This window comes from Paraburkholderia sp. Ac-20340 (genome assembly GCF_017104965.1).
In the GTDB taxonomy this organism is placed as follows: domain Bacteria; phylum Pseudomonadota; class Gammaproteobacteria; order Burkholderiales; family Burkholderiaceae; genus Paraburkholderia.
In genome coordinates this window covers 1-22,431 of sequence record NZ_JAAGPR010000026.1, presented here as the reverse complement: position 1 = coordinate 22,431, position 22,431 = coordinate 1, and the positions used below count along the sequence as shown (strand labels likewise).

The following is a 22,431-nucleotide window of genomic DNA, read 5'->3' as shown; positions in this document are numbered from 1 at the left end:
CAGACTCTTCACAGAAGCACGAATCGCGCGGACCGCTCATCACGCCCGCGCGCATTCATCGGCTATTTGCCGCTATTTGCCGCTCGCGCTCCCGCGCGCCAGCTTCAACGCCAGCAGCGCCAGCACGCTCACCGCGGCAATCAACGCCCCCCACAACACGTAGCGCCGTCGCGCGTCGTGGTCTTGATCCGCATCGGCAAGCCCGGGTTCCGGCGCGCTCACCGCTTGCGCTTCGCCAAGCCGCGCCGGCGCGATTTCCTGCGTGCCGCCGGGCAGCAACTCATCGCGCGAAATTGCCACGGGCGTGAGCGTGCGGTTGCCGATCGCCAGTTCGAACGGCGGGTTGCCGCGTGCGAGAAACGTCAGTTGCGCCGCGCGCCAGCCTACTGCAATCACCGGCAAGCCATCGCCGATACCGCCGCTACGCGTATCGACCAGCACGCGCCAGTGCCGGTCGGTGTTGGCGGCGAACTTGATCGGCTCGTTGCGCTTCTCGCCCTGCTTGTCTTCGAGGCGGAACAGTGAGGCGCTCTCCACCGCCAGCCACGGCTGTTGCGAGCCGCTGCGCGAGTAGATCGTCGCGTTCGCCAGCGTGTTGCGTTGAGGCAGGCCGAAGCGCAGCGCGTCGACGGGATAGGCGCCGTCGGTGTCGAACAGATATTCGCCGCCCGTTTGCCCCGCGCGCACGCGCATGTCGCGCCATTGCTCGCGGGTGGCGTCGGAATCGGGATTGGCCGCCGCGCGCGACGACGTTTCGATTTCGATGGCGCCGATCTCCGGTGCGTCGTCGAGCCAATGCAGCCGCAGATAGCGCCGCCGCAGCCCTTCGATATCCACGCGCTCCTGCACGAGCAGTTTGCCGTCGCGGCTCAGGCGCAGCAGTTCGGTATCGCCGAGCGGTTCCCATGCGCGCAGGTCGTCGGATTGTTCGACCGTCACGCGGCCCTGATACCCATCGTTGCGCAGATGAATCCAGAGGCCGTCGACGTTCGCGTGATCCTGGCCCAGATCGACCAGCTCGCCGTGCTGCGCCGCGCCCGCATTCTGCGCCTGGGCGCGCGCGTGCAACGAGCCATCGGCGGCGATCGTCACGCCCAGCGGGCCGCCCGACGCGTCGACATTCGCCCCCGGCAGCGCGAACCATTCGACATTGCGCCGCGCGCGGCTGACGTTGAGCGGCTGCGCCGCGCTGTCGAGCGTGTAGGCAACCGGCTCGCCCGCGCCGTTCAGAACGCGCAGATCGCCGAGGTCGCCGCGCGCGCTCGCGGCGTAGACGCTCTGCGGCACGGTCATCGTGTAGTAGGCCGCATTGCCGGTCAGCTCGATCGCGTATCGATGCGCGAACTGAGGATCGGCGGCAGGCGCTGCGCCCGCCGCAACGAGCAGCGCGCCGCCCAGCGCGAGTCGGGCCAGCTTCATGATTTCGCCTCCTCGGCCAGCACCTGCTTCGGCGGCAGCGGCGAAAAATAGCCGATCACCAGCAACAACACACCCACGCCGATAAACGACACGATGCGCTGCACGCCCTGCACGTGCGAGAGATCGAAGATAAACAGTTTGACGACGGTGACCGCCAGCAGCGTACCGCCGACAAACCACAGCACGCGCTTGCCGCGCCGCGTGCTCCAGACCATCACCGAAAGCGCACAGACCGTCCAGAACAGCGACACCGCCACCTGCGCGAGCGTCGAATGCACCAGATCGTCGATGTCGTAGGGAATGTCCGCCCAGTGGCTCAGCGTGCGCAGCAACACGGTGTTGAGCCAGAGGAACAGCGTCGCGCCGGCGAGCGTCGCCATGCCGACGCGCCAGTCGTCGGTCGGGCTGAGGCTGCGCTTCATGCGCGCAAGCCACCAGGCCGCGATGGCGAAAACGGCAATCGCCAGCAGATCGAGCGGATTGAGGAACGGCACACGCGCGAGCCGCCCGCCATCCTCGGTGAGCGTGGCAAACAGCGTCCAGAACCACATGATCGCAACGAGCGGCGCCGCCGCGTAAGTGATCATGCGAGCGGCCGTTTCGCGGCGCACGAAGCGCAGCGCAGCCGCAATCATCATGCACCATCCGGCGATGAAGATCTCCTGCCACGCGAACGTCGACAGCACGGCACCGACGTCATAGGGCGCGAGCGCATAGTGATGCAGACCGCGCAGAATCAGGCTGTTGAACCACAGGAACGCGGTCGCGAGCGCCGCGTAACCCAGCGCCGCAAACTCCAGCGTGACGCCCAGCGCACGCAGACGTCTGATCCACACGACCACGGCGAGCACCGCCAGCATCTGCGCGACATCGAGCGGATTGAGCAGCGGAATCCAGACGAGCGGCGAGGCATCGCCGGCGCTCTGCGCGCTCGCCACGCTCCACGCCCACAGCAGGACGACGAGCGGCGCCGCGCCCCAGATCACATAAGCGCGCTCGAAGCGCTGCACCGGCCAGCGCAGCCGCGAGCCCGCGCCCGCGATGGCCAGCAGCATCGCGCCCATGCCATACGCCCATGCGCTCCAACTCCAGGCGCCTTCGGGCACCCAGTCGCGCATCGTCCAGTAGCCTTCCTGCGCGAGGAACGCACACAGATTCCAGAACATCAGCGTGTGCAGCGGCGCGAGAAAATGCTCCGCGACATCGCGCTGCTGACGCAGCAACAAGACATAAGCGCCGACAAACGCAACCGGCCACGCGACAAAGCCCAGCGAATGCAGCGGGACCCACTGAGCGAAGAATGCGCGCGTCAGCGTGACGGCGATAACCGGTGCGAGCGCCAGCGCGACCAGCTCGGCGAGCGGCCACGACAGCCGGCGGCGCGCGATGTGCGCGAGCCATGCCGTGAGGACGAACAGCAGCAGCAGCGCGTCGGGCAGGAAACCGGAGGAAGCCGGATAGGCATGCACCGCCGCAAAACGCACGATTTCCCAGCTACCGCCGCCGAGCCACCACGTCAGGCCCCAGATCGCGCCCACGAAACCCCATTGCGGCAGCCACGGCTGCCACTCGCGCGCCTCGTTGCGGCCGTGCAGCCACCAGCCCGTGAACACGCCCGCCAGCGCGATCAGCAAGGTCGCGATCCAGGTCGAGTTGAGCAAGGGCAGACCCGTCGAATAGCCTTGTTCGGCGATGCTGTACGCGAACGCGCAGGCGGCCGCGCACTGCATGAAGACGCCGAAGTAAAACGGCTGCAGACGTCGCTCGCGCACGCCCAGCCAGACGAGTGCGGCGCCTTCGACGGCCCAGGCGGCGCTCGTCGTCGGGCCGGAGAATGCGAACGGCAGCGCGAGCGTCGCGAACAGCACGGCAATCGCCAGCATCGATTCGAACAGCAGGCCCAGACGCGCACGGCGCGGGCGCAGCCACGCCGCCACGCCCAGATAGAACGCCGCGAGCGCCACGGCGCTGTAGGCAAGGCCGAACGGCACGTTGCGCATCAGCGCGGCCTGCAGCCCCGCGACGACGATCGGCGTGCCGAAAACAAGCGTGCCGTCGATGTAGTGCTTGAGCGCGATCTCGCGATGACGCGCGTAGAGCAGCGCGATGCCCGCGTAGATCAGGAAGAAGGCAATCAGGAACGGCTCGGTGGACGCGAGCAGTTCGGGCCGGTACGCCGTCACGCCCCACGCCGTACCGATGGTGAAGGTAAAGACGAAGCCGAGCAGATTGAGCGGGCGCCACGCCTTGAACCACGCCATCGCCAGAATGCCGATGTTCAGCACGAGGTAGTACGAGAACAGCGCGACATGGTTACCGCTGCCATTGGACAGCAGGATGGGCGCGAGAAAGCCGCCCGCGCTGCCCATGAAGGCGAGCGGCCGCGCATCCTGGCGCACGGCCAGGAATGCGCCCAGCCCGCAGATCGCGATCATGAAACCGAGCGCCGCGCCGCCAGGCAGCAGGTCGTAGAGCTTCGCCGCGGCGAACACGACCAGATAGAGAATGCCGAGACCGCCGCCTTGCAGCACCATGCCGTAAGCGCCGCGGCGCATGCCGATGCGCTGGCCCGCGACGAGCATCGCGATTGCGCCGGCCGCCACGCCGGCGATGCGGAATTCGATCGGCAGCAGGCTGTTGTCGGCGGCGTACTTGAGCAGGAAAGCCACGCCGAACAGCAGCACGATGATCCCCACGCGCACGACCGTGTTGCCGCCGAGCAGCCAGCCGATCCCCGCGCTGATGAGGCGATCGATGATGTTCGGTTTGGCGGGTTCGGCAGGCTGCGCGGGTTTGAGCGGTTCGGCGGGCTTGGCCGCAGCCATGGCGGGCGCGGCCTGATCGTCGGCGAATTCGGCGTACGCCGCCTCGGGCACCGGTTGCGCGGGTTCCTCGCGCGGCGCTTCGGCCTGCGGTGCGCGCGTCTGCTCGACCTCGGGCGCCGGTGCCTCGCGCGGCGGCGCGACCGGTTCGACCGGTTGCGGCGTGGCTGGTGGCGGCTCGACCACCGCCGGACCGTGCACGAACGTGGTCGCCTCGCGCGCGGCCACGCCCATCGACGAGCGCAGCATCGCCACCTCGGCCTCGAGCCGCGCCACGCGCTCGTGCAGCACACTCACGCTCTGCTGCCAGGACACGTGCGTGCCCTGCACCGCCGGCGTGCTGCTCTTGCGCGGCTTTTTCAGTATCAGACCGATCACACCGCCGACCATGGCGCCCAGAAACCCGAGCGACATCGAATCGGCACCATTACTCCACGCGACCAATATGCCCGCCACCAAGCCGAGCGCCGCCAGAATCCACACAATCAATCAGAACCTCCCGTTTTTCTTGTTCATTTTTTGACTTGCCCAACCCGCGACATCGCCGGCATCACCAGCTATCCGACGCCCCGCCGCCGCCGCTCTTGCCCCCGCCGCCGGAAAACCGGCCCGACGAGCCCGAGCCCGATTTCGAAAACCAGCCAAACCAAGACGACGATTTCGACGACGATCGCGAACCCCACACCCCGAATGGCTCGCCGATGCGCGTGACGATCAGCCCTACCACGGCGATCGTGCTGCCGATCGCGCCCAGCACCTGGCCAACCGAATAACCCATCGAATGGCCGATGGCGATGCACACGCCCAGCACGGCGGCAATGGCCGCCGTCCAGATGCGCACGCGCGCCGAACGCACGAGCCCGATGCCGAGCAACATCGGCGCCACGCCGCTCAGCACCGGCAACAGCAGCGCAAACACCAAGGTCCAGCCCCAACTTCCGGCGTCCACCGTGCCGCGCGGCAACCCGACGACCAGCGCAACCGAAGAAGCCAGGTAGCTGCCCGGCAGAAAAATCTTCCACGACAGCTTGCGCCACGCCGCCGCCACGCCCAACACCACGTTCGCGAGCGCAAGCAAGGTCCAGAAAATCGGCGATACGGGTTTCGGCGCAGGCGGCTTGATCTGCGCGGCCCGCGCCTGCTGCGCGAGGATTTCCTGCGTCATGACTTCGAAGTGCTGCGACAGCGCGTTCACCGCGTCGCTGATACCGCGTTCGAAATGGCCGCTGCGAAACGCGGGCACGATGCGCGTGCGAATGATGTCCGCAGCCAGAACATCGGGAATCGTGCCTTCCAGCCCGTAACCCACCTCGATACGCACGCGATGGTCCTTGAGCGCCGCGACCAATAGCACGCCGTTGTCGATGTTCTGCTGGCCGAGCTTCCACTTGTCGAAGACCGCCGTGGCGTATTGCTCGATCGACTGCTGGCCGGTCGTTTCGACCAGCAGCACGGCGAGTTGCACACCCGTCGTGTCTTCGAGACTGGCCAGGCGGCGCGTCAGTTCGGCCTTGCAGGCGGCCGTGACGATGCCGGTGGTGTCGGTCACGCGGCCAGCGAGATCGGGAACGCCAGCGGACGTTTGAGGGGACGATGCGGCATCGGCGTTCACGACATGCGAGCACGCGTCCGTTGCGCTGGCAACGACCGGCGCTAACGCCTGCGAGGCGACATCGGCCGGCATTGGCTCCGAACCGTCGGCGCGCGCGCATGCACAGGCGAGCATCATCGCGAGGCCTATTAATGCGCGAGCAGGCACGGCCAGGCCGCGCTGCAATCCTGTCGTTAATGGTGGCACTGCAACCGGTCTCTTTTACTCTTGAAGTTATTTCGGCCGATAAAATCGCATTTTTTACCGGATTGAATATGGCAGCGACTTATTGAACGTCTTATTGAACATCGATAAGCTGCGAGATTTTATCGTTTTGATTGTTTCACGCGCAGATAATTGATAAAAAAGCGCGATTATAATCATCGCGGATATTGATCCATTCGGCATATTCGAATGGTATTGATGGATGCCGGTCGCAAAGCGTCCGCTTTGGATACGCGTAAGGCATGGCGGCGCGGGCTCGAAGCCGCGCCGGTTTGCTTCACGCTTCGCGCGAACTCACCCGCACCATCGCGTCGACGGCCGCCGCCACATCGGGGTCGAGTTGCGGCCAGCGATCGGGCGGCATCTCGGCGATGGACCGCACGCGCGGTTGACGCACCGCCGCCGCGCCCGCTGCTTCGGGCGTGGCGTCGCCGTAGCGGTAAACCAGCGTGCGGCGCGGCGCCAGCACCTCGGAGACCTGCACGATGCCCGCGTCCAGCCACAGGCGCAGAATCGCCCGCACGCTGCGCACATCGACCTGCGCCCGCACCGCCAGCTCCGACGTCGTACCGCTTGCGCCGTCCTGCATCGCCGCGATCAGACGCCGCGCCAACTCTCCTTTCTCACGCATCCTCGCTCCCAGGTCACGCCTGCAAAACGTCAACGCTAACCCGGGTGCGCGCGGGTTCATCCTGAAAATCGATTGGACAATGCGACCGCAATCAGGCGCATCTCAATCGAGATGCAATCGCCGATGCGTTTCAAAGAGAATTGGAGAATCGACATGGCCGCCCAAACCTCCATGCTCCCTATCCGCATGGATGAAAAGGCCTACGACACGTGCGCAGCTATCCACGTAGACGAAGAAATAGAAAATCAGGCGGATATCTTGATCGACAATCCGGAACCCGGCCGCATGGGCCGCGTTCCGGAAACACGCGAACGGGCGCTCACGCGTCAACCTCAACAACAGTGGCCGCCCGCGCGACGCATCTGACGTCACGCAGGCCTGCACGTCCTACATCAAAGCGCTTGCGCCACTGCCCGGCCCACATCGCCGGTCTTCGCCTCGCCGCCCATATCCGGCGTGCGCGGGCCTTCCACCAGCACCTTTTCGATTGCCTGCATGATCGCATCGTGCGCGGCCTTGAACTGCGCGTCGCCGTTGCCGAGGAAGTCGAGCATCATCGCGCCCGACCAGATCATGGCGATGGGGTTAGCGATTTCCTTGCCGAAGATATCGGGCGCCGAGCCATGCACCGGCTCGAACAGCGACGGGAAATTGCGCTCGGGATTCAGGTTCGCCGATGCCGCCAGACCAATCGTGCCCGTGCAGGCAGGACCGAGGTCGGAAAGAATATCGCCGAACAGATTGGACGCCACCACCACATCGAAGCGATCCGGTTGCAGCACAAAGCGCGCGCACAGAATATCGATGTGCTGCTTGTCCCATTTCACATCCGGATAAGCCTCGCCCATGGCGGCCACGCGCTCGTCCCAATACGGCATGCTGATCGAAATGCCATTCGATTTCGTCGCCGCCGTGAGTTTCTTGCGGCCGCGCTGATTCGCGAGTTCGAATGCGTACTTGAGAATGCGATCCGTGCCCTGACGCGTGAATACCGATTCCTGCAGCACGAATTCGCGATCCGTGCCTTCGAACATCTTGCCGCCCACCGAGCTATATTCGCCTTCGGTGTTTTCGCGCACCACGAAAAAGTCGATATCGCCGGGCTTGCGGTTCGCGAGCGGGCACGGCACGCCGGGCAGCAAACGCACCGGGCGCAGATTCACATACTGGTCGAATTCGCGGCGGAATTTGAGCAGCGAACCCCACAGCGAAATATGATCGGGCACCTTGTCGGGCCAGCCCACCGCGCCGAAGTAAATCGCGTCGAAACCCTTGAGCGTGGCGAACCAGTCGTCCGGCATCATCTTGCCGTGCTCGAGGTAATAATCGCAGCTGGCCCAGTCGAAATGCGTGAATTCGATCGACAGACCGAATTTTGCTGCCGCCGCCTCCACGACGCGCACGCCCTCGGGCATCACTTCCAGGCCAATGCCGTCGCCGGGAATCGCTGCGATGCGGTAGGTCTTGCTCATGTCTCGTTCTCCGTTGCTCGTTTGCTCGATGACTCGATGTGGCGCGCCCCGATTGGCGCGCTTCGATAACCGCAAGCATGCCCCAGAAAGCGCACAAACATTAGCCCCCGAGGCGTGGAGACATTAAACACGATTCGTGAATGATGCGGCATGTCACGCGCATTCCCGCATCGATCTGGTTGCATGCGCAACCAGATTGTCAGCCGTCGACGTCCGACTCAGCGCCCGACGCGGCTCTGCAAATGCGCCGGATAACGGTCGCCCACGATATCGACCTGCCTGAGCGCCGCTTCGATCGCCGCCAGATCGGCTGCATCGAGCGTCACGGCCGCCGCGCCGACATTCTCTTCAAGCCGATGCCTCTTGGTCGTGCCCGGAATCGGCACGATCCACGGCTTCTGCGCGAGCAACCACGCAATGGCGATCTGCGCGCGCGTCGCGCCCTTGCCCGCGGCAATCGCGCCCAGCACGTCCACGAGGGCCGCATTGGCCTTGCGGTTTTCTTCCGAGAAACGCGGCACCACGTTACGGAAATCGCTCTGATCGAATTGCGTGTTTTCGTCGATGGCGCCGGTGAGAAAGCCCTTGCCCAGCGGGCTGAACGGCACGAAACCGATCCCCAGTTCTTCCAGCACCGGCAGCACCGATGTTTCCGGCTCGCGCCACCACAGCGAATACTCGCTTTGCAGCGCCGCAACCGGCTGCACCGCATGCGCGCGGCGAATCGACTGCTCGCCAGCCTCGGACATGCCGAAGTGCTTGACCTTGCCTTCCTTGATCAGATCGGCGACGGTGCCCGCCACGTCCTCGACCGGCACATTCGGATCGACGCGATGCTGATAGAACAAGTCGATGCGATCGGTCTTCAGACGCTTGAGCGCGGCTTCCGCTACGGCGCGAATGCGCTCGGGGCGGCTGTCGAGCGGCTTCTTCGCATCGCCGTCCTGAAAGCCGAACTTGGTGGCGATCACCACTTGATCGCGCATCGGCGCGAGCGCTTCGCCCAGCAGCGTTTCGTTGACGAACGGTCCGTAGGCTTCGGCGGTATCGAAGAACGTCACGCCGCGCTCGAACGCCGCGCGAATCAGCGCCACGCCTTCCGACGTGCTGGTGGCGGGGCCGTATCCAAAGCTCAGGCCCATGCAGCCGAGCCCGATCGCCGAGACTTCCAGGCCGCTCTTGCCCAATGTGCGCTTGTCCATGCGTGCTCTCCCGTTGATGAATTGCGATGCCACGCAGTGTAGGACGCAATATCTGGCTCAACAATCGGCCTGAAGCTGCATGAGCTAGTGAGAAAAATTCATCTATGGCGAGCGCCATCTGGGAACGCGTACTTTTAAACTGCCATCTCCAGCAGCGCGCGCGTGGCCGCCGCCCGATCGTAGGCGCGCGTGGCGATCACCACTTCGCTAAAGCCGTTCGCCATCGCCAGCGGCTTGAAGACGGCGTCCTCCACGTCGAAGCGCGCGAGCGTGCGCGGCACGAGCCCCACGCCCAGACCGGCCGCTGCAAAGCGCATCACGCCCACGGAATCGGTCGTGCGCAGCGTGCTGGCCGGCTCGAACCCGGCTTCCAGACAAAGCTCCAGCGCGCGATGCCCAAGGCCCACGCCGGCCGGATCATCCACCACGATCAGGCGATCCTCCGCGACTTCGCGCAAGCTCACGCGCTTTCTGCGCGCCAGCCGATGATCGCGCGCGAGCACCAGATCGAGCGGCGTGCGCGAAAAAGGCGTGATGCGGATCGAGCCCGGCAGCGGGCCCGGCGGCGAACGCAAAAACGCCACGTCGATCCGCTCGTCTGCCAGCGCGCTCATCTGCTCCTGCACCGAAATCCCGCGCAATTCCAGTTCGACCTCGGGGCGCGCCTGGGTGAAGCGCTTGAGCAACGCGGGCAATTCGGGTTCGAGCACGATCGAATTCGCGTAGGCGATACACAGCTTGCCGAGTTCGCCGCGACTCGCACGCCGCCCCGCCAGCACGGCCGTTTCGGCCTGCGCGAGCGCCGCGCGCGCATGGTTGAGAAACACGGTGCCCGCCGGGGTGAGTTCGATGCCGCGCCGCACGCGATGAAACACCTTGAAGCCTAACTGCGTTTCCAGCGCCTTGATCTGCTGCGTCACCGCGGGTTGCGCAATCCCCAGACGCTCGGCCGTATGGCCGAAATGCAGTTCCTCGGCGGCGATCACGAAGGTGCGGAAGTGACGGAAATCCATCGTCGGCTCCGGTTTAAAAATAAGATTATCTTATCAAAATCACCGGTTTCGATTTATTGATTCAATCGTTCGCAAGGGGTCAAATAGAGCCCGTCAGCAACCCGGATGGACCGCAACACCATGCATCAGCAGAACGAATTCGCAGCAAACCTTCCCCACAACGCAGAAGAACAGCACGCGCCCGTCAACGACCTGCGCTCGGCGCTCGCGCGCATCGCCAACGAGCCCGGCCAGCTTCTCGAAACCGGCCACGAAGTCGATCCGCACGGCCAACTCGCGGGCGTCTACAAGCGCATCGGCGCGGGCGGCACGGTCGAGCGTCCCACGCGCCTCGGTCCGGCGATGATCTTCAACAACATCAAGGGTTATCCGCAAAGCCGCGTGCTGGTCGGCCTGATGGCCAGCCGCAAGCGCGTCGGCATGCTGTTCGATGCGCCGTCGCGCCGCCTTACGCAGCGCATGGCCGAAGCCGTGCGCAACGCCATCGCGCCGGTCACCGTGGCGCGCGAAAACGCGCCCTGCCAGCAGACCGTGCATCTGGCGAGCGACCCGGATTTCGATCTGCGCAAGCTGATTCCCGCGCCCACCAACACCACGAGCGACGCCGGCCCGTTCCTGTGCCTGGGCCTCGCGCTCGCCAGCGATCCCGACACCGGCCACGCCGACGTCACGATCCACCGCCTGTGCGTGCAAAGCCGCGACGAACTCTCGATCTTCTTCGCACCGGGCCGCCATATCGACGCCTTCCGCCAGAAGGCCGAAGCGCGCGGCGAAGCGCTGCCCGTCTCGATCAACATGGGCCTCGATCCGGCGATCCACATCGGCGCGTGTTTCGAGGCGCCCACCACGCCGCTCGGTTTCGACGAACTGTCGATCGCAGGCGGCCTGCGCGGCACGCCGGTCGAACTGGTCGATTGCGTGAGCGTCGCGCAGAAGTCGATCGCGCGCGCCGAGATCGTCATCGAAGGGGAAATCCTGCCGAATGTGCGCGTGGTCGAAGACCAGAACACCCACACGGGTCACGCGATGCCGGAATTCCCCGGCTATAACGGCCCGGCCAATCCGTCGCTGCCGGTCATCAAGGTCAAGGCCGTGACGATGCGCCACGGCGCGATCATGCAGACGCTCGTCGGCCCCGGCGAAGAGCACACCAACCTCGCGGGCATTCCCACCGAAGCCAGCATCTACAACGCCGTGGAAGCGGCCATGCCGGGCTTCGTGAGCCAGGTCTACGCGCACACGGCCGGCGGCGGCAAGCTGCTCGCGGTGATGCAGGTCAACAAGCGCAACGCGTTCGACGACGGCCGCGCGCGCCAGGCCGCGCTGATCGCGCTGGGCGTGTATTCGGAGCTCAAGCACGTGATTCTCGTCGATGAAGACGTCGATCCCTTCGACAGCGACGACGTGCTCTGGGCCATGACCACGCGCTATCAGGGCGATGTCTCGTCGATGGTGCTGCCCAAGGTGAACGGCCACGTGCTCGACCCGTCGCAGACGCCCGACTTCAACCCGGCGCTGCCCGCGCGCGGCGTGACCTGCAAGGTGGTGTTCGACTGCACGGCGCCCTTCCATCTGCGCGGCGAATTCGAGCGCGCGAAGTTCATGGAAGTCGATCCGCGTCCGTGGGCGCCGTCGCTGTTCGACGATAAGGCAGGCGACGATCATGAGTAAGCGCGCACTCGATGGCCGCAAGCGTCTGATCGTCGGCGTGACGGGCGCAACGGGTTTCATCTACGCGGAGCGCACGCTGCGCCTGTTGCGCGACATGGGCGTGGAAACGCATCTGGTGATGTCGCGCGCGGCCGAACTCACGCGCGAATACGAGTCCTCGCTCGCCCGCGACGAAGTCCACGCACTGGCCGATCACGTCCATGCGATCGCCGATGTAGGCGCGTCGATTTCATCGGGATCGTTTCGCACGCTCGGCATGCTGGTGGTGCCGTGCTCGATGCGCACGGTGGGCGAGATCGCCTCGGGCGTCACCAGCACGCTGCTCACGCGCGCCGCCGATGTCGTGCTCAAGGAACGTCTGCCGCTCGTGCTGATGGTGCGCGAAACGCCGCTGAACCTGATTCATCTGCGCAATATGACGACGGTGACCGAAGCGGGCGCCGTGGTGTTTCCGCCCGTGCCCGCGTTCTACGCGAAGCCGCAGAGCCTGGAAGAGATGGTCGATCATTCGGTGAGCCGCGCGCTCGACCAGTTCGGCCTCGACACCGAGCGCATCGAGGCGTGGCGCGATATGCCCAGTGTGCGGGCGGCATGACGGTCCTCCCATGAGACTTCACTGAGGTCGCGCCGGTTGCCCTCTTTGCGAGGACCAACCGGCGCATTTTCGCAACGCCGCGCGCCCGCGCGGTTGACGCCTCGATCCTGCGCCCCTACCCTTGCGCGCTGATGGTTTCCCGCGAGGGAATCAAAAGGGAACGCAGTAGAGGCGCACGCGCCTGAAGTCTGCGGCTGCCCCCGCAACTGTGAGCGGCGAGTCCATGCCACACGTGCCACTGGGAAACCGGGAAGGCCGGCCTGGGCGGCGACCCGCGAGCCAGGAGACCTGCCATCGACCGAGGTCCAAGCAGCCGCGCCGGGCGGGGTGTCCCGATGCGCCAGCGCCGCCCGCTCGCGCGGGCACGCGCCTGTTGCAAGGACAGCCCGACCTCAGGAACTGTCTTATGTCCACTGTTTTGCCCACGGCCGCCGCGCCTGGCGGTCTGCGCCGCCGCGTCACCGGCATTTACCTCGTGCTTGCCGCCTTCAACATCGGCGCATGGATCTGGGCGTTTATCGCCTTTCACGCGCATCCGCTGCTGCTCGGCACCGGCCTGCTCGCCTATGGCTTCGGCCTGCGCCACGCCGTCGACGCCGATCACATCGCCGCCATCGACAACGTCACGCGCAAGCTGATGCAGGACGGCCAGCGCCCCGTCACCGTCGGTTTTTTCTTCGCGCTCGGCCATTCGGCCGTGGTGCTGCTGGTGGCCGCGGCCGTCGCCGCTACGGCCGCCGCGCTGGAAACCCGCGTCGAAGCCTGGAAGGATATCGGCGGCGTGATTTCCACCAGCGTTTCCGCGTTGTTCCTGTTCCTGATCGCCGCGATGAACATCGTGATCCTGCGCGGCGTGTGGCGCGCCTTCACGCGCGTGCGCCGCGGCGAACCCTACGACCACGACGATCTCGATCTGCTGCTCAACAATCGCGGCCTGCTGGCGCGCCTGTTTCGTCCGCTGTTCCGGCTGGTGTCGAATCCGGCATGGATGCTGCCGCTGGGTTTCCTGTTCGGACTCGGCTTCGATACGGCGACGGAAGTGAGTCTGCTGGGCATTTCCGCGAGCCAGGCGTCGCAAGGCGTGTCGATGAGCGTAGTGCTGGTGTTTCCCGTTTTGTTCGCGGCCGGCATGTCGCTCGTCGATACCACCGACGGCGTGCTGATGCTCGGCGCCTACGACTGGGCCTTCGTGCGGCCGATTCGCAAGCTCTATTACAACCTCACGATCACGCTGGTTTCGGTGGCCGTGGCGGTGCTGATCGGCGGGATTGAAACGCTCGGGCTGCTGAACGACCGGTTCGGTTTCAAGGGCCTCTTCTGGGATGCCATCGGCACGCTCAACGATAACTTCAATAACCTGGGCTTCGTCATCATCGGCGTGTTTGTGTTCGCGTGGGTGGCGTCGTTCGTCATCTATCGGCTCAAGGGTTACGACGATCTGCCGGTGCATCCGGCCGGTCAGTAAGCGAGGTTCCATGACTATGAAGCGTTTCTCATGGCTCGCGGCCGGCGCGATCACGGCCTGCGCGTGGCAAACCGCGCACGCCGACGACACCACGCTGCCCAACATCCTCGTCACCGGCGACACGCAGCATCTGCCTCAATCGTTCGACGGCCGCTACGCCAGCACGCAGGTGCTCACGCGCGCCGACCTCGATCGCCTTTCGCCCGCCGATCCCAGCATCACCCAGGCGCTCGCCACGCTGCCGGGCGTGACGGTTTCCCAAAGCGGCGGGCCGGGCGCGCTGGCCGCGGTGAGCATTCGCGGTTCGTCGGCCAGCCAGGTGGCGGTGTTTATCGACGGTATCCGCATTGGCTCGGCAACCACGGGCACGGTCGAATGGGCCGATCTGCCGACGGCGTCGTTCGACCGCGTCGAAGTGATTTCGGGTCCGGCCGCCGCATCGTTCGGCGCGGACGCAATGGGCGGCGTGATCCAGTTATTCACGCGCCACGCGTCGAACCAGCCGAATCAGACCACCGTGTCGTTCGGCGGCGGCTCGAACAAAACCTTCGACACGCAAGTGCGCACGTCCGGCACGCTGCCGTCGACAGGAGCGCTGGCCGCGCTGGGCGGCGTGACGTATTCGCTCGGCCTGCACGACTACAACACGGCGGGTATCGACGCCACGCAACCGGGCGCCTATGGCCACGAAGACGGCCGCAATCCGTATCACGCCCAGGACGTGGACGCGCGCCTGGGTTACGCGCACGGCGACTGGTCGATTTCGAGCTTCGTGCTTTATCACCGCTCCGATCTGTCCTATGACAATCTGGGCGGCGACGACCGCCAGCGCGATCACCAACTGACGACGGGCCTCGCGTTCCACCTCGACATCACGCCCACCACGCAATTCGATCAATCGATCGGCTATGCGAGCGACCGCCAGTTTCTCTATGCGAACGACGCCACGCTCGCAACCGACGAAATCGATTCGACGCGCCTGAGCACGTCGACGTCGATCACGCATCAGGAAACGGGGCATACGCTATTCGGCTTTGCGCTTTCGGGCGAAACCAAACTCGCCTATGACTTCACGCGCGAGCAGGCTTTTTTACCCGTCGATATCCCGAGCGGCGTACCCACGCGCAACGACTCGGCCATCTCGCTGCACCAGGCGGCGACGCTGGGCAACGTGACGCTGTTTCTCGCGGGCCGTCATGAAATCGTGCAGGGGCAAACGGTCAATACGGGCAATGCAGCGCTCGCGTGGGCGATCACGCCGGTCTATACCGCGCGCGTTTCGTACGGCAATGCCTTCCGCCTGCCCACTTTCAACGATCTTTATTACCCGGGCTATTCGAATCCGAATCTGCTGCCCGAGCGCAGCGATACCGTCGAAGCCGCGCTCGATGCCAATACGTCGCTCGGCACCTTCACGGCAGCGATCTACGATACGCGCGTGCACGATCTCATTACCTACGATTCGCAAACGTATCTGCCGGTGAACGTGGGGCGCGCGCATATTCAGGGTATCGATCTGTCTTACAAGGGCACGCTCGGTCAATCGACGCCGGTCAGTCTCTCGCTGGGCTTTCTCAATCCACAGGACGAAACCGATCAAACCTGGCTCAATCGCCGCCCACGACAAACCGCCAGTCTGAGCGTCGATCACACATGGGACGAGTTTCATCTGCACGCGTTGAGTACCGGCGTTTCGCTGCTTTATAACGGCTCGACGTTCGACGATCAGTCCAATGCGGTTTATCTGCCGTCGTTCTTCACGGTGGGGCTGCGCGCCTCATATCGGATGAATACGCATCTGACGCTTTCGGCATCGATTGCGAACCTGTTCAATCGCCAGTATGTAACGGCCTATGGCTATAACTCATTGGGACGAACGGCGTTTGGCAAGGTAAGCTACACGTTCTAAAAGCGCTTTTTCTGCGCTTTTTCCCACGGCCCGCAATCAAACGATTACTAACACCATGCGGGCCGTAGTGCCAATTTGAAGCGGTTTTTGAAGCGCTTTCGTCGCGACCTTTCACAAGGAGGCCCGCCGTGATCTTTCGCCAGCTATTCGATCCCGTATCGTCGACTTATACCTATTTGCTCGGCGATCCTGCGAGCGGCGAAGCACTGCTGATCGACCCCGTCTACGAGCAGGTGCCGCGCGATCTTTCGCTGCTGCAGGAACTGGGCCTCAAACTCGTCGCGACACTCGATACGCACGTGCACGCCGATCACGTGACCGGCGCGTGGCGGCTTCGTCAGCGCTGCGGCAGCGAGATCGCACTCGCCGCGAAAGTGGGCGCGGACGGCGTGAATCGTGCGCTGCATCATGGCGACCGGGTGCGATTCGGTCAGCGCTATCTGGAGGTGCGCGCAACGCCCGGTCACACCAGCGGCTGCCTCACCTATGTGCTGGACGACGGCAGCATGGCCTTTACCGGCGACAGTCTGCTGATCCGCGGATGCGGGCGCACCGACTTTCAGGAAGGCAGCCCCGAGCAATTGTTCGCCTCCGTGCGCGAGCAGATCCTGACACTGCCGGGCGACTGTCTGCTTTACCCGGCGCACGATTATCGCGGCATCACCGTGACGAGCGTGGCCGAAGAGCGGCGTTTCAATCCGCGTCTGGGCGGCGATGTCGATCTCGGCGATTTCGCGGGCTATATGAACAACCTGAATCTGCCGCATCCCAAGCTGATGGCGATTGCCGTGCCGGCGAATATGCGCTGCGGCAAGCCGGAAGGCGATGCGCCTGTGCACGAATCGCCGGACTGGGCGCCGTTGACGCTGCGTTTTAGCGGTGTCTGGGAAATCGAGCCGATGGCGCTGCTGGAGCACGGCCGCGAGTGGCAGATCGTCGATGTGCGTGAAGCGACGGAGTTTATCGATCGACTCGGGCATCTTCCCGATGCGAAACTGGTGCCGCTTTCGCAATTGACAGCGCGCATCGACGAATTTGATCGCGATCGGCCGGTGGTGGCGGTGTGCCGCTCGGGAGTGAGATCGGCGCAGGCGAGTATTTTGCTGGGTAAGGCGGGATTCGGGCAGGTGGCGAATCTGGCGGGCGGAATGTTGCGGTGGCGGGCGGAAGGGTTACCGGTGGCTTCGGATAGCGGCGCGGCGTAAATGGTCTGGATAACATTGCTGGCGACGATTGAATCAGAAGCCGGTCAATTAGCCGCCGCCAAAATTACACAATCCGCCGCTGACGCCGAAAGAAATTCCAGAGTAAGCCGGTAGCATCCGGTCCGCGCGCGGAATGAAAAGGCTCGCGCGGATCGCCGCCGCTCCATGCGTGACCCAGGCCGTGCACGACACAAAGGCGCACGATATTGCGGCCGCCTTTCACGTAATCGGTGTAATCGGCGCCGTCGCGGTGATAACTGCGTTGCTCGCCTACCCGCAATTCACCCTGCGCGTCGATCAGCCGATTCAGCCGCGCAAATTCCCGCGTCAATTGTTCCGCATTGCGTTTGGCCACGACCGCGTCGATATCGCCGTGCATGATGATGGTCGGCATGCCGGGGTATGCATTCACATCGACACGCGCATCGATCAACTGCACCGGATCTTCACGCGTGCCGCGGCGCATCACGCTCATCGCCGTCATCGTGGAAGTGGCGGCGCCGAATACCGGCCCCGAATGCAAACCCACCGCGGCAAATAATCGCGGATCGGCAATAGCCAGCGTCGCCGCCAGACCCGCCCCCGCCGAAATACCCGCAAGATAAACGCGCTGCGCGTCAAAACCATATTCCCGCACAAGCGATTCGATCAGCGCGGCCACCGCCGGCGCCTCCGTTTGCGCCGGATCGTCGTGCCAATGCCAGCAGCCTTGCGCGTGCGCGGTTTTGGCCTGTTCGGGCAGCAGCACCGCAAATCCAGCGCGTTCGGCGCGCTGACAAATACGTGTGCCACGTGCGAACGATTCGGCGGTCTGCTTGCAGCCGTGCAGCATCACCACCAGCGGCAAATCCGCGCTAGCTGGCTGGGACGCGGGCAAATACAGCGCGTAGGCAAGATGATTGACGAGACGCCCGGCAGTGGGCGACGCGGAATAAAACGTGCGCAGCCAGCGGCCCGGTAAAGTCTTTTGCGCCGATTTTGCAGGCGTGGCGGGTGTGGCGCGTGTGCCTTTACGCGGCGTTGCGGAAATGGGCGCTGCGCGCTTTGCGCGTTTGACCGTCGCGCTGGCGACGGTTTTGATGGCGGCGGTTTTACGTCGTGTGGCTTTTTTCTTCGGCGGTGCCCGCATAACGCTTGCGAGCAGGTCTAAACCTCGAAGCCAGACGCTGGACTTTTTCCTGGGCATGGCGAGAGCGGAGAGAGCGAAGCGACGCGGCAGAACAGCCAGAGAAACAGCTCAAAGCCAGCCCAAAGCCGCAAAGAAAGCGGACGTCCACACTAGACGCCCGGCGAAATCAGCCAATTCTGGAGTACGGTAAATCCAGGCGATCCGATTGCGCGAGCCGGTATTGCGCCGGCTCGCGCAAGCCATGACGAAGGCCGCGGAAAAGATCGGTTAAACCTTTTACACCGCCGGCCTCAACGTCATTCATGCCATTCGTGCCATTTACGCTATTCAGGCAGCAGCCTGCGCGACAGCACGCGTCTTCTTTGCCGCTGCGCCGGGCTTGCGGCCACGTTTGGCGCCAACCGGTTTCGTTTTAGCCGTCACGCGCTTCGTTGCCGCTTTCGGAGCTTTTTTCGCTGCTGCCGCTTTGGGCGCAGCGCCCGCGTCGATCAGGAATTTCGAGCGGTCTTTTACGTCGCGAATCCACAGCGGCGCACGGCCACGGCCGGTCCACGTCGCGCCCGATTTCGGGTCTGCGTATTTCGGCGCCACGTGTTGCACGGCGCGCGGGGCTTTGGCCACGCCATTCGCGGCGGCAACGCCCGGCTTGCGGCCGCGCTTTTTGCCGACAAAACTTTCGATATCGGCCACGCTCAGACCATGCTTATGCATCAGATCGCGAATCTTTGTGAGGCCGACCGACGATTGCGTTTTAACGAGCGTTTCCGCCTGTTTCTGCAGTTTTGCGATCTTGAGGTTGATCGCGTCCAAAGTCACCATACTCACCTCCCTTATCGGATTTCGTCTCCAGACACCTGTTGAAACTTCGTTTGCACCTCGAAGTTTGGGCTGGTCCATATAGGCATTGCCATCGTGGCAAGTCAATTATGGCAACAAAGCGTCCGCGTGTGCAAATTCATTGAGTCACATTGCACTATTCATAGACCCAATCTGTCTTAATTGACCAGGAAAATTTTCCGATTGTTTTCCGATCGCTTTCACGCGCTAACTACCAGGCACATGAATCGCTGGAATTCGATTGCTCTAAATGCTTTCGGCTTTCAGGATACAGAATTTGAAAAAATGAAACGCGCTGCATGGCCGCGATGGCGTTCGTGAAGTGTCGCGCGAGCCACATTCAGCGAAACATCGAATAGCGTGTTGTCAGGCAAGCGTGTGTGCAACGATCGAAAAAAGCGCGGCAAGCCGACGCTCCAGCGCTTTTTGTGCGCCCTGCGCGAATACATCAGATGTTCTAAAATACGCGTGGCGGTTGGCCTCGCGCAACACTCGCCGTTTTTCGATTGATCGATTGCTTGCATCGCCTCGGCTTTTGCCTGCTTTTTTACCCGCTGTTGACCTGCTGTTTGCTGTTGTCCGTCGTCGTCATCCAGACTGCCTCATCCGAACCTTGCATGCCATGCATGCAGCAAAGGACTTGTTTGTCGACTTCGTTCGCACCATGACGATGTCATTCGATTCTGCGCGCGAAGACACCTTCCCAGGAAACTGACCAGGAATTTAACGGTACGGCAATAGCGCGCCCGCAAAATGTTATCGATCACATTCCATCACACGAATCAAGCAACCCACGCACCCACGCTTTTAGACCGCTTTAGACCTATTCGATGAATGCTCCTGTAGAAACTTCCCTGCGCGCCGAAGCCGCCGAAACCGGCACTTCCGCGCCACTCATCGAGCCGCCGCACGGGCTGGGACTCGCCGAACTTTCGCTCGCGCTCGGCGGTTTCGCAATCGGTACGGCCGAATTCGCCGCCATGGGCATCCTCCCGGAAATGGCCGGCGATCTGCACGTCACGATTCCCGAGGCGGGCCACATGATCAGCGCGTATGCGGCCGGTGTCGTGGTCGGCGCGCCGCTCATCACCGTGCTGCTCGCCAGAATGCCGCGCCGCGCGCTGCTGATCGTGCTGATGCTGCTCTACGCGATCGGCAATGGCGCGACCGCGGTGTTTCATAGTTACGGCTTCGCGCTCGCGAGCCGTTTTATCGCCGGGCTGCCGCACGGCGCGTATTTCGGTCTCGCCGCATTGGCCGCAGCAGCGCTGGTGCCGCCGCATAAACGCGGCGCCGCCATCGGCAAGGTCATGCTGGGGCTGAGCGTGGCGAATGTCGTCGGCGTGCCCGCCGCCACCTGGCTCGGCCAGGCAATGGGCTGGCAGGCGTGCTTTGCGGCGGTTGCCGTCATCGCGCTCATCACGGCGGGCATGATTGCGTATTCGGTACCCACCTTGCCGTTGTCGAGCAAGGCCAGTCCGCTCACCGAACTGGGCGCGCTGGGCCGCCCGCAGGTGCTGCTCACGCTGCTGGCTTCGGCAGTGGGCTTCGGCGGGATTTTCTCGGTGTATAGCTATGTGGCTTCCACGCTCACCCAGGTCACGCATCTGCCGAGCTTTCACGTGCCCTGGGCACTGGCGTTGATCGGCATCGGCATGATCATCGGCAATATGGCGTGCGGCTGGTTTGCGGATCGCTGGCTCAAGCGCACCATGCTCGGCATGTATGCATTCACGACGGTCGTGCTGCTGGTGTTCGTGGTCGCAGCGCCCCACCTCTGGCTGATGTTGCCGGTGCTGTTTTGCGTAGGCGTGGGTTCGGCCTGCACGCCCGCTTTCCAGTCGCGCCTGATGGACGTGGCCGGCGACGCGCAATCGCTCGCGGCCGCGCTCAATCACAGTGCGTTCAATATCGCCAATGCCTTGGGCGCGTGGCTCGGCGGCATCGTGATTGCAGCGGGTTTCGGCTGGCTCGCCACGGGTTGGGTCGGCGCGATCCTGGCCGTGCTCGGCATTCTGGTGCTGATGGTGTCGTTCGCGCTCGATCGCAAGACGGCATAAAAAAAGCCGGCACTGGAAGGCGCCGGCCCGAATGAATCGATGGTTTGCCGCGCGGCTGCACCGCGCGGCTTTACTGCCCAACGCAGTTACTGCATGTGCTGGCCGCCGTTGATGGGGATGTTCGCCCCCGTCACGAAGCTGGCTTCATCCGAGCACAGGAACAGCACGAGCGCCGCCACTTCTTCCGGGTTGCCCAGACGGCCCATCGGGATCTGCGGCAGGATCTTCGTGTCGAGAATGTCCTGGGCAATCGAGGTGACCATTTTCGTCGCGAGATAACCCGGCGAAATCGTGTTGACCGTCACGCCCTTGCGCGCCACTTCCAGCGCCAGCGACTTCGTGAAGCCGTGCATACCGGCCTTCGCCGCTGCGTAGTTGGTCTGACCGACCGCACCCTTCGAACCGTTCACCGACGAAATATTGATGATGCGCCCCCACGAGCGCTCCACCATGCTGTCGCAAAGCGGCTTCGAGATATTGAAAATCGAATCGAGATTCGTGCGCAGCACGGCGTCCCAGTTCACCTTGTCGAGCTTGCGGAACGTCATGTCGCGGGTGATGCCCGCGTTGTTGATCAGAATATCGATCGGGCCGATTTCGCTCTGAATCTTCTTTGCACCGCGCTGGCACGAATCGTAATCGGCCACGTCGATCGAGTACGCGTGAAACTCGCGGCCTGCGTCCTGCTGGCGCTTCAACCAGTCCTTTGCCCCTGCGTTGTCCGGCGAGTGCGTCACCACGACCTTGTAGCCTGCGTCGTGCAGACGAACACTGATGGCCTCGCCAAGGCCGCCCATACCACCCGTTACCAATGCAATACGCTTAGTCATCCTGTATATCCGCGAGAGAAGAAAATCAGTGGTCCTCGCAGCGTCTCTCTTGAGGCGCCGCGTCTTACGTGGGCCGGCGGCTTCGCATGGGACACGAAGCCTGCCTGGCATAAATCGCGCGGTTTCTTGTTTGCATCGAGTGATGCGCGACAAATCTGCTGCTGGATTGACGCCGTGCTCCGCCGGTTGCCGGATCGCACCCGGCAGAGCAAACGGTTCAGAACCTCGTTACAGACGCTCGAGTGCGAGCGCCACGCCCATACCGCCGCCGATACACAGCGACGCCAGGCCGCGCTTCGCGTCGCGGCGCTGCATTTCATGCAGCAGCGTCACCAGAATGCGGCAACCCGATGCG

The 22,431-nt window shown here is 63.8% G+C and carries 20 protein-coding genes, 1 pseudogene and 1 riboswitch; of the genes and pseudogenes, 8 read left to right on the top strand and 13 right to left on the bottom strand.

What is annotated here, in order from left to right; genetic code table 11:
- Positions 1 to 72: 72 nt before the first annotated feature.
- The 3 genes from G3N59_RS26465 to G3N59_RS26455 form a co-directional block, all read right to left on the bottom strand.
- On the bottom strand, positions 73 to 1,419 hold the full coding sequence (locus G3N59_RS26465) for a DUF3999 domain-containing protein (RefSeq protein WP_205985775.1): 1,347 nt from the start codon (positions 1,417 to 1,419) through the stop codon (positions 73 to 75).
- Positions 1,416 to 4,724, bottom strand: coding sequence for a DUF2339 domain-containing protein (locus G3N59_RS26460; RefSeq protein ID WP_346777939.1), 3,309 nt, complete (start codon positions 4,722 to 4,724; stop codon positions 1,416 to 1,418). The genes G3N59_RS26465 and G3N59_RS26460 overlap by 4 nt, the downstream gene beginning before the upstream one ends.
- Positions 4,725 to 4,791: 67 nt before the next feature.
- Positions 4,792 to 5,925 carry a TPM domain-containing protein gene (locus tag G3N59_RS26455; RefSeq protein WP_205985774.1) on the bottom strand — a complete coding sequence of 378 codons (1,134 nt, stop codon included), beginning with the start codon at positions 5,923 to 5,925 and terminating at the stop codon, positions 4,792 to 4,794.
- Between the two features lie 59 nt (positions 5,926 to 5,984).
- Between G3N59_RS26455 and G3N59_RS26450 the strand changes: the two genes are divergently transcribed.
- Positions 5,985 to 6,125: a hypothetical protein gene (locus G3N59_RS26450; protein ID WP_205985773.1), complete on the top strand. Its 141-nt coding sequence runs from the start codon at positions 5,985 to 5,987 to the stop codon at positions 6,123 to 6,125.
- Positions 6,126 to 6,334: 209 nt separating this feature from the next.
- Here G3N59_RS26450 and G3N59_RS26445 read toward each other — a convergent pair whose 3' ends face one another.
- Positions 6,335 to 6,688 carry a hypothetical protein gene (locus tag G3N59_RS26445; protein ID WP_205985772.1) on the bottom strand — a complete coding sequence of 118 codons (354 nt, stop codon included), beginning with the start codon at positions 6,686 to 6,688 and terminating at the stop codon, positions 6,335 to 6,337.
- 72 nt (positions 6,689 to 6,760) lie between these two features.
- On the opposite strand from G3N59_RS26445, the gene G3N59_RS26440 reads away from it, so the two are divergent.
- Positions 6,761 to 7,054: a hypothetical protein gene (locus tag G3N59_RS26440; protein WP_205985771.1), complete on the top strand. Its 294-nt coding sequence runs from the start codon at positions 6,761 to 6,763 to the stop codon at positions 7,052 to 7,054.
- 26 nt (positions 7,055 to 7,080) lie between these two features.
- Here the strand turns inward: G3N59_RS26440 and G3N59_RS26435 are convergent, their stop codons facing one another.
- From G3N59_RS26435 to G3N59_RS26425, 3 genes are all read right to left on the bottom strand, one after another.
- Positions 7,081 to 8,160, bottom strand: coding sequence for a tartrate dehydrogenase (locus G3N59_RS26435; protein ID WP_205985770.1), 1,080 nt, complete (start codon positions 8,158 to 8,160; stop codon positions 7,081 to 7,083).
- Positions 8,161 to 8,378: 218 nt separating this feature from the next.
- Entirely contained in the window at positions 8,379 to 9,362 is a 984-nt protein-coding gene (locus G3N59_RS26430) for an aldo/keto reductase (RefSeq protein ID WP_205985769.1), read from the bottom strand.
- Between the two features lie 134 nt (positions 9,363 to 9,496).
- Complete coding sequence (locus G3N59_RS26425; RefSeq protein WP_205985768.1) at positions 9,497 to 10,375, bottom strand: LysR substrate-binding domain-containing protein; 879 nt, start codon at positions 10,373 to 10,375, stop codon at positions 9,497 to 9,499.
- Between the two features lie 105 nt (positions 10,376 to 10,480).
- Between G3N59_RS26425 and G3N59_RS26420 the strand changes: the two genes are divergently transcribed.
- The 5 genes from G3N59_RS26420 (at position 10,481) to G3N59_RS26400 (ending at position 17,220) form a co-directional block, all read left to right on the top strand.
- Positions 10,481 to 12,046: a UbiD family decarboxylase gene (locus G3N59_RS26420; RefSeq protein WP_205985767.1), complete on the top strand. Its 1,566-nt coding sequence runs from the start codon at positions 10,481 to 10,483 to the stop codon at positions 12,044 to 12,046.
- On the top strand, positions 12,039 to 12,641 hold the full coding sequence (locus G3N59_RS26415; protein ID WP_205985766.1) for a UbiX family flavin prenyltransferase: 603 nt from the start codon (positions 12,039 to 12,041) through the stop codon (positions 12,639 to 12,641). The genes G3N59_RS26420 and G3N59_RS26415 overlap by 8 nt, the downstream gene beginning before the upstream one ends.
- A gap of 115 nt (positions 12,642 to 12,756) precedes the next feature.
- Positions 12,757 to 12,952, top strand: a riboswitch (cobalamin riboswitch).
- Positions 12,953 to 13,047: 95 nt separating this feature from the next.
- Positions 13,048 to 14,106 (top strand): HoxN/HupN/NixA family nickel/cobalt transporter, encoded by a 1,059-nt coding sequence (locus G3N59_RS26410; protein WP_205985765.1) that lies wholly within the window; start codon positions 13,048 to 13,050, stop codon positions 14,104 to 14,106.
- 10 nt (positions 14,107 to 14,116) lie between these two features.
- On the top strand, positions 14,117 to 16,015 hold the full coding sequence (locus G3N59_RS26405) for a TonB-dependent receptor (protein ID WP_205985764.1): 1,899 nt from the start codon (positions 14,117 to 14,119) through the stop codon (positions 16,013 to 16,015).
- 128 nt (positions 16,016 to 16,143) lie between these two features.
- Positions 16,144 to 17,220 carry an MBL fold metallo-hydrolase gene (locus G3N59_RS26400; protein WP_205985763.1) on the top strand — a complete coding sequence of 359 codons (1,077 nt, stop codon included), beginning with the start codon at positions 16,144 to 16,146 and terminating at the stop codon, positions 17,218 to 17,220.
- Between the two features lie 64 nt (positions 17,221 to 17,284).
- On the opposite strand, the gene G3N59_RS26395 is transcribed toward G3N59_RS26400, so the two are convergent.
- The 4 genes from G3N59_RS26395 to G3N59_RS26380 form a co-directional block, all read right to left on the bottom strand.
- Complete coding sequence (locus G3N59_RS26395) at positions 17,285 to 18,406, bottom strand: PHB depolymerase family esterase (protein WP_205985762.1); 1,122 nt, start codon at positions 18,404 to 18,406, stop codon at positions 17,285 to 17,287.
- 109 nt (positions 18,407 to 18,515) lie between these two features.
- Entirely contained in the window at positions 18,516 to 18,653 is a 138-nt protein-coding gene (locus G3N59_RS26390) for a hypothetical protein (protein ID WP_205985761.1), read from the bottom strand.
- Positions 18,654 to 18,676: 23 nt separating this feature from the next.
- The gene (locus G3N59_RS26385; RefSeq protein ID WP_205985760.1) at positions 18,677 to 19,168 is read right to left on the bottom strand and encodes an H-NS histone family protein; all 492 of its coding nucleotides are present in this window, start codon (positions 19,166 to 19,168) and stop codon (positions 18,677 to 18,679) included.
- Between the two features lie 281 nt (positions 19,169 to 19,449).
- Entirely contained in the window at positions 19,450 to 19,710 is a 261-nt protein-coding gene (locus G3N59_RS26380) for a hypothetical protein (protein ID WP_205985759.1), read from the bottom strand.
- A gap of 306 nt (positions 19,711 to 20,016) precedes the next feature.
- Between G3N59_RS26380 and G3N59_RS26375 the strand changes: the two genes are divergently transcribed.
- The gene (locus tag G3N59_RS26375; protein ID WP_205985758.1) at positions 20,017 to 21,246 is read left to right on the top strand and encodes an MFS transporter; all 1,230 of its coding nucleotides are present in this window, start codon (positions 20,017 to 20,019) and stop codon (positions 21,244 to 21,246) included.
- A gap of 86 nt (positions 21,247 to 21,332) precedes the next feature.
- Here G3N59_RS26375 and phbB read toward each other — a convergent pair whose 3' ends face one another.
- Positions 21,333 to 22,076: an acetoacetyl-CoA reductase gene (gene phbB, locus G3N59_RS26370; RefSeq protein WP_205985757.1), complete on the bottom strand. Its 744-nt coding sequence runs from the start codon at positions 22,074 to 22,076 to the stop codon at positions 21,333 to 21,335.
- Positions 22,077 to 22,304: 228 nt separating this feature from the next.
- A pseudogene (locus tag G3N59_RS26365) lies at positions 22,305 to 22,431 on the bottom strand (acetyl-CoA C-acetyltransferase); the annotation flags it as partial.

Excerpts from the sequence above, each read along its gene's own strand:
- G3N59_RS26465 (WP_205985775.1), bottom strand. The coding sequence starts at position 1,419 with ATGAAGCTGGCCCGACTCGCGCTGGGCGGCGCGCTGCTCGTTGCGGCG.
- G3N59_RS26455 (WP_205985774.1), bottom strand. The coding sequence starts at position 5,925 with ATGCCGGCCGATGTCGCCTCGCAGGCGTTAGCGCCGGTCGTTGCCAGC.
- G3N59_RS26450 (WP_205985773.1), top strand. The coding sequence starts at position 5,985 with ATGCGCGAGCAGGCACGGCCAGGCCGCGCTGCAATCCTGTCGTTAATG.
- G3N59_RS26445 (WP_205985772.1), bottom strand. The coding sequence starts at position 6,688 with ATGCGTGAGAAAGGAGAGTTGGCGCGGCGTCTGATCGCGGCGATGCAG.
- G3N59_RS26435 (WP_205985770.1), bottom strand. The coding sequence starts at position 8,160 with ATGAGCAAGACCTACCGCATCGCAGCGATTCCCGGCGACGGCATTGGC.
- G3N59_RS26430 (WP_205985769.1), bottom strand. The coding sequence starts at position 9,362 with ATGGACAAGCGCACATTGGGCAAGAGCGGCCTGGAAGTCTCGGCGATC.
- G3N59_RS26425 (WP_205985768.1), bottom strand. The coding sequence starts at position 10,375 with ATGGATTTCCGTCACTTCCGCACCTTCGTGATCGCCGCCGAGGAACTG.
- G3N59_RS26420 (WP_205985767.1), top strand. The coding sequence starts at position 10,481 with ATGGACCGCAACACCATGCATCAGCAGAACGAATTCGCAGCAAACCTT.
- G3N59_RS26415 (WP_205985766.1), top strand. The coding sequence starts at position 12,039 with ATGAGTAAGCGCGCACTCGATGGCCGCAAGCGTCTGATCGTCGGCGTG.
- G3N59_RS26410 (WP_205985765.1), top strand. The coding sequence starts at position 13,048 with ATGTCCACTGTTTTGCCCACGGCCGCCGCGCCTGGCGGTCTGCGCCGC.
- G3N59_RS26405 (WP_205985764.1), top strand. The coding sequence starts at position 14,117 with ATGACTATGAAGCGTTTCTCATGGCTCGCGGCCGGCGCGATCACGGCC.
- G3N59_RS26395 (WP_205985762.1), bottom strand. The coding sequence starts at position 18,406 with ATGCCCAGGAAAAAGTCCAGCGTCTGGCTTCGAGGTTTAGACCTGCTC.
- G3N59_RS26390 (WP_205985761.1), bottom strand. The coding sequence starts at position 18,653 with ATGAATGACGTTGAGGCCGGCGGTGTAAAAGGTTTAACCGATCTTTTC.
- G3N59_RS26385 (WP_205985760.1), bottom strand. The coding sequence starts at position 19,168 with ATGGTGACTTTGGACGCGATCAACCTCAAGATCGCAAAACTGCAGAAA.
- G3N59_RS26380 (WP_205985759.1), bottom strand. The coding sequence starts at position 19,710 with ATGCAAGCAATCGATCAATCGAAAAACGGCGAGTGTTGCGCGAGGCCA.
- G3N59_RS26375 (WP_205985758.1), top strand. The coding sequence starts at position 20,017 with ATGAATGCTCCTGTAGAAACTTCCCTGCGCGCCGAAGCCGCCGAAACC.
- phbB (WP_205985757.1), bottom strand. The coding sequence starts at position 22,076 with ATGACTAAGCGTATTGCATTGGTAACGGGTGGTATGGGCGGCCTTGGC.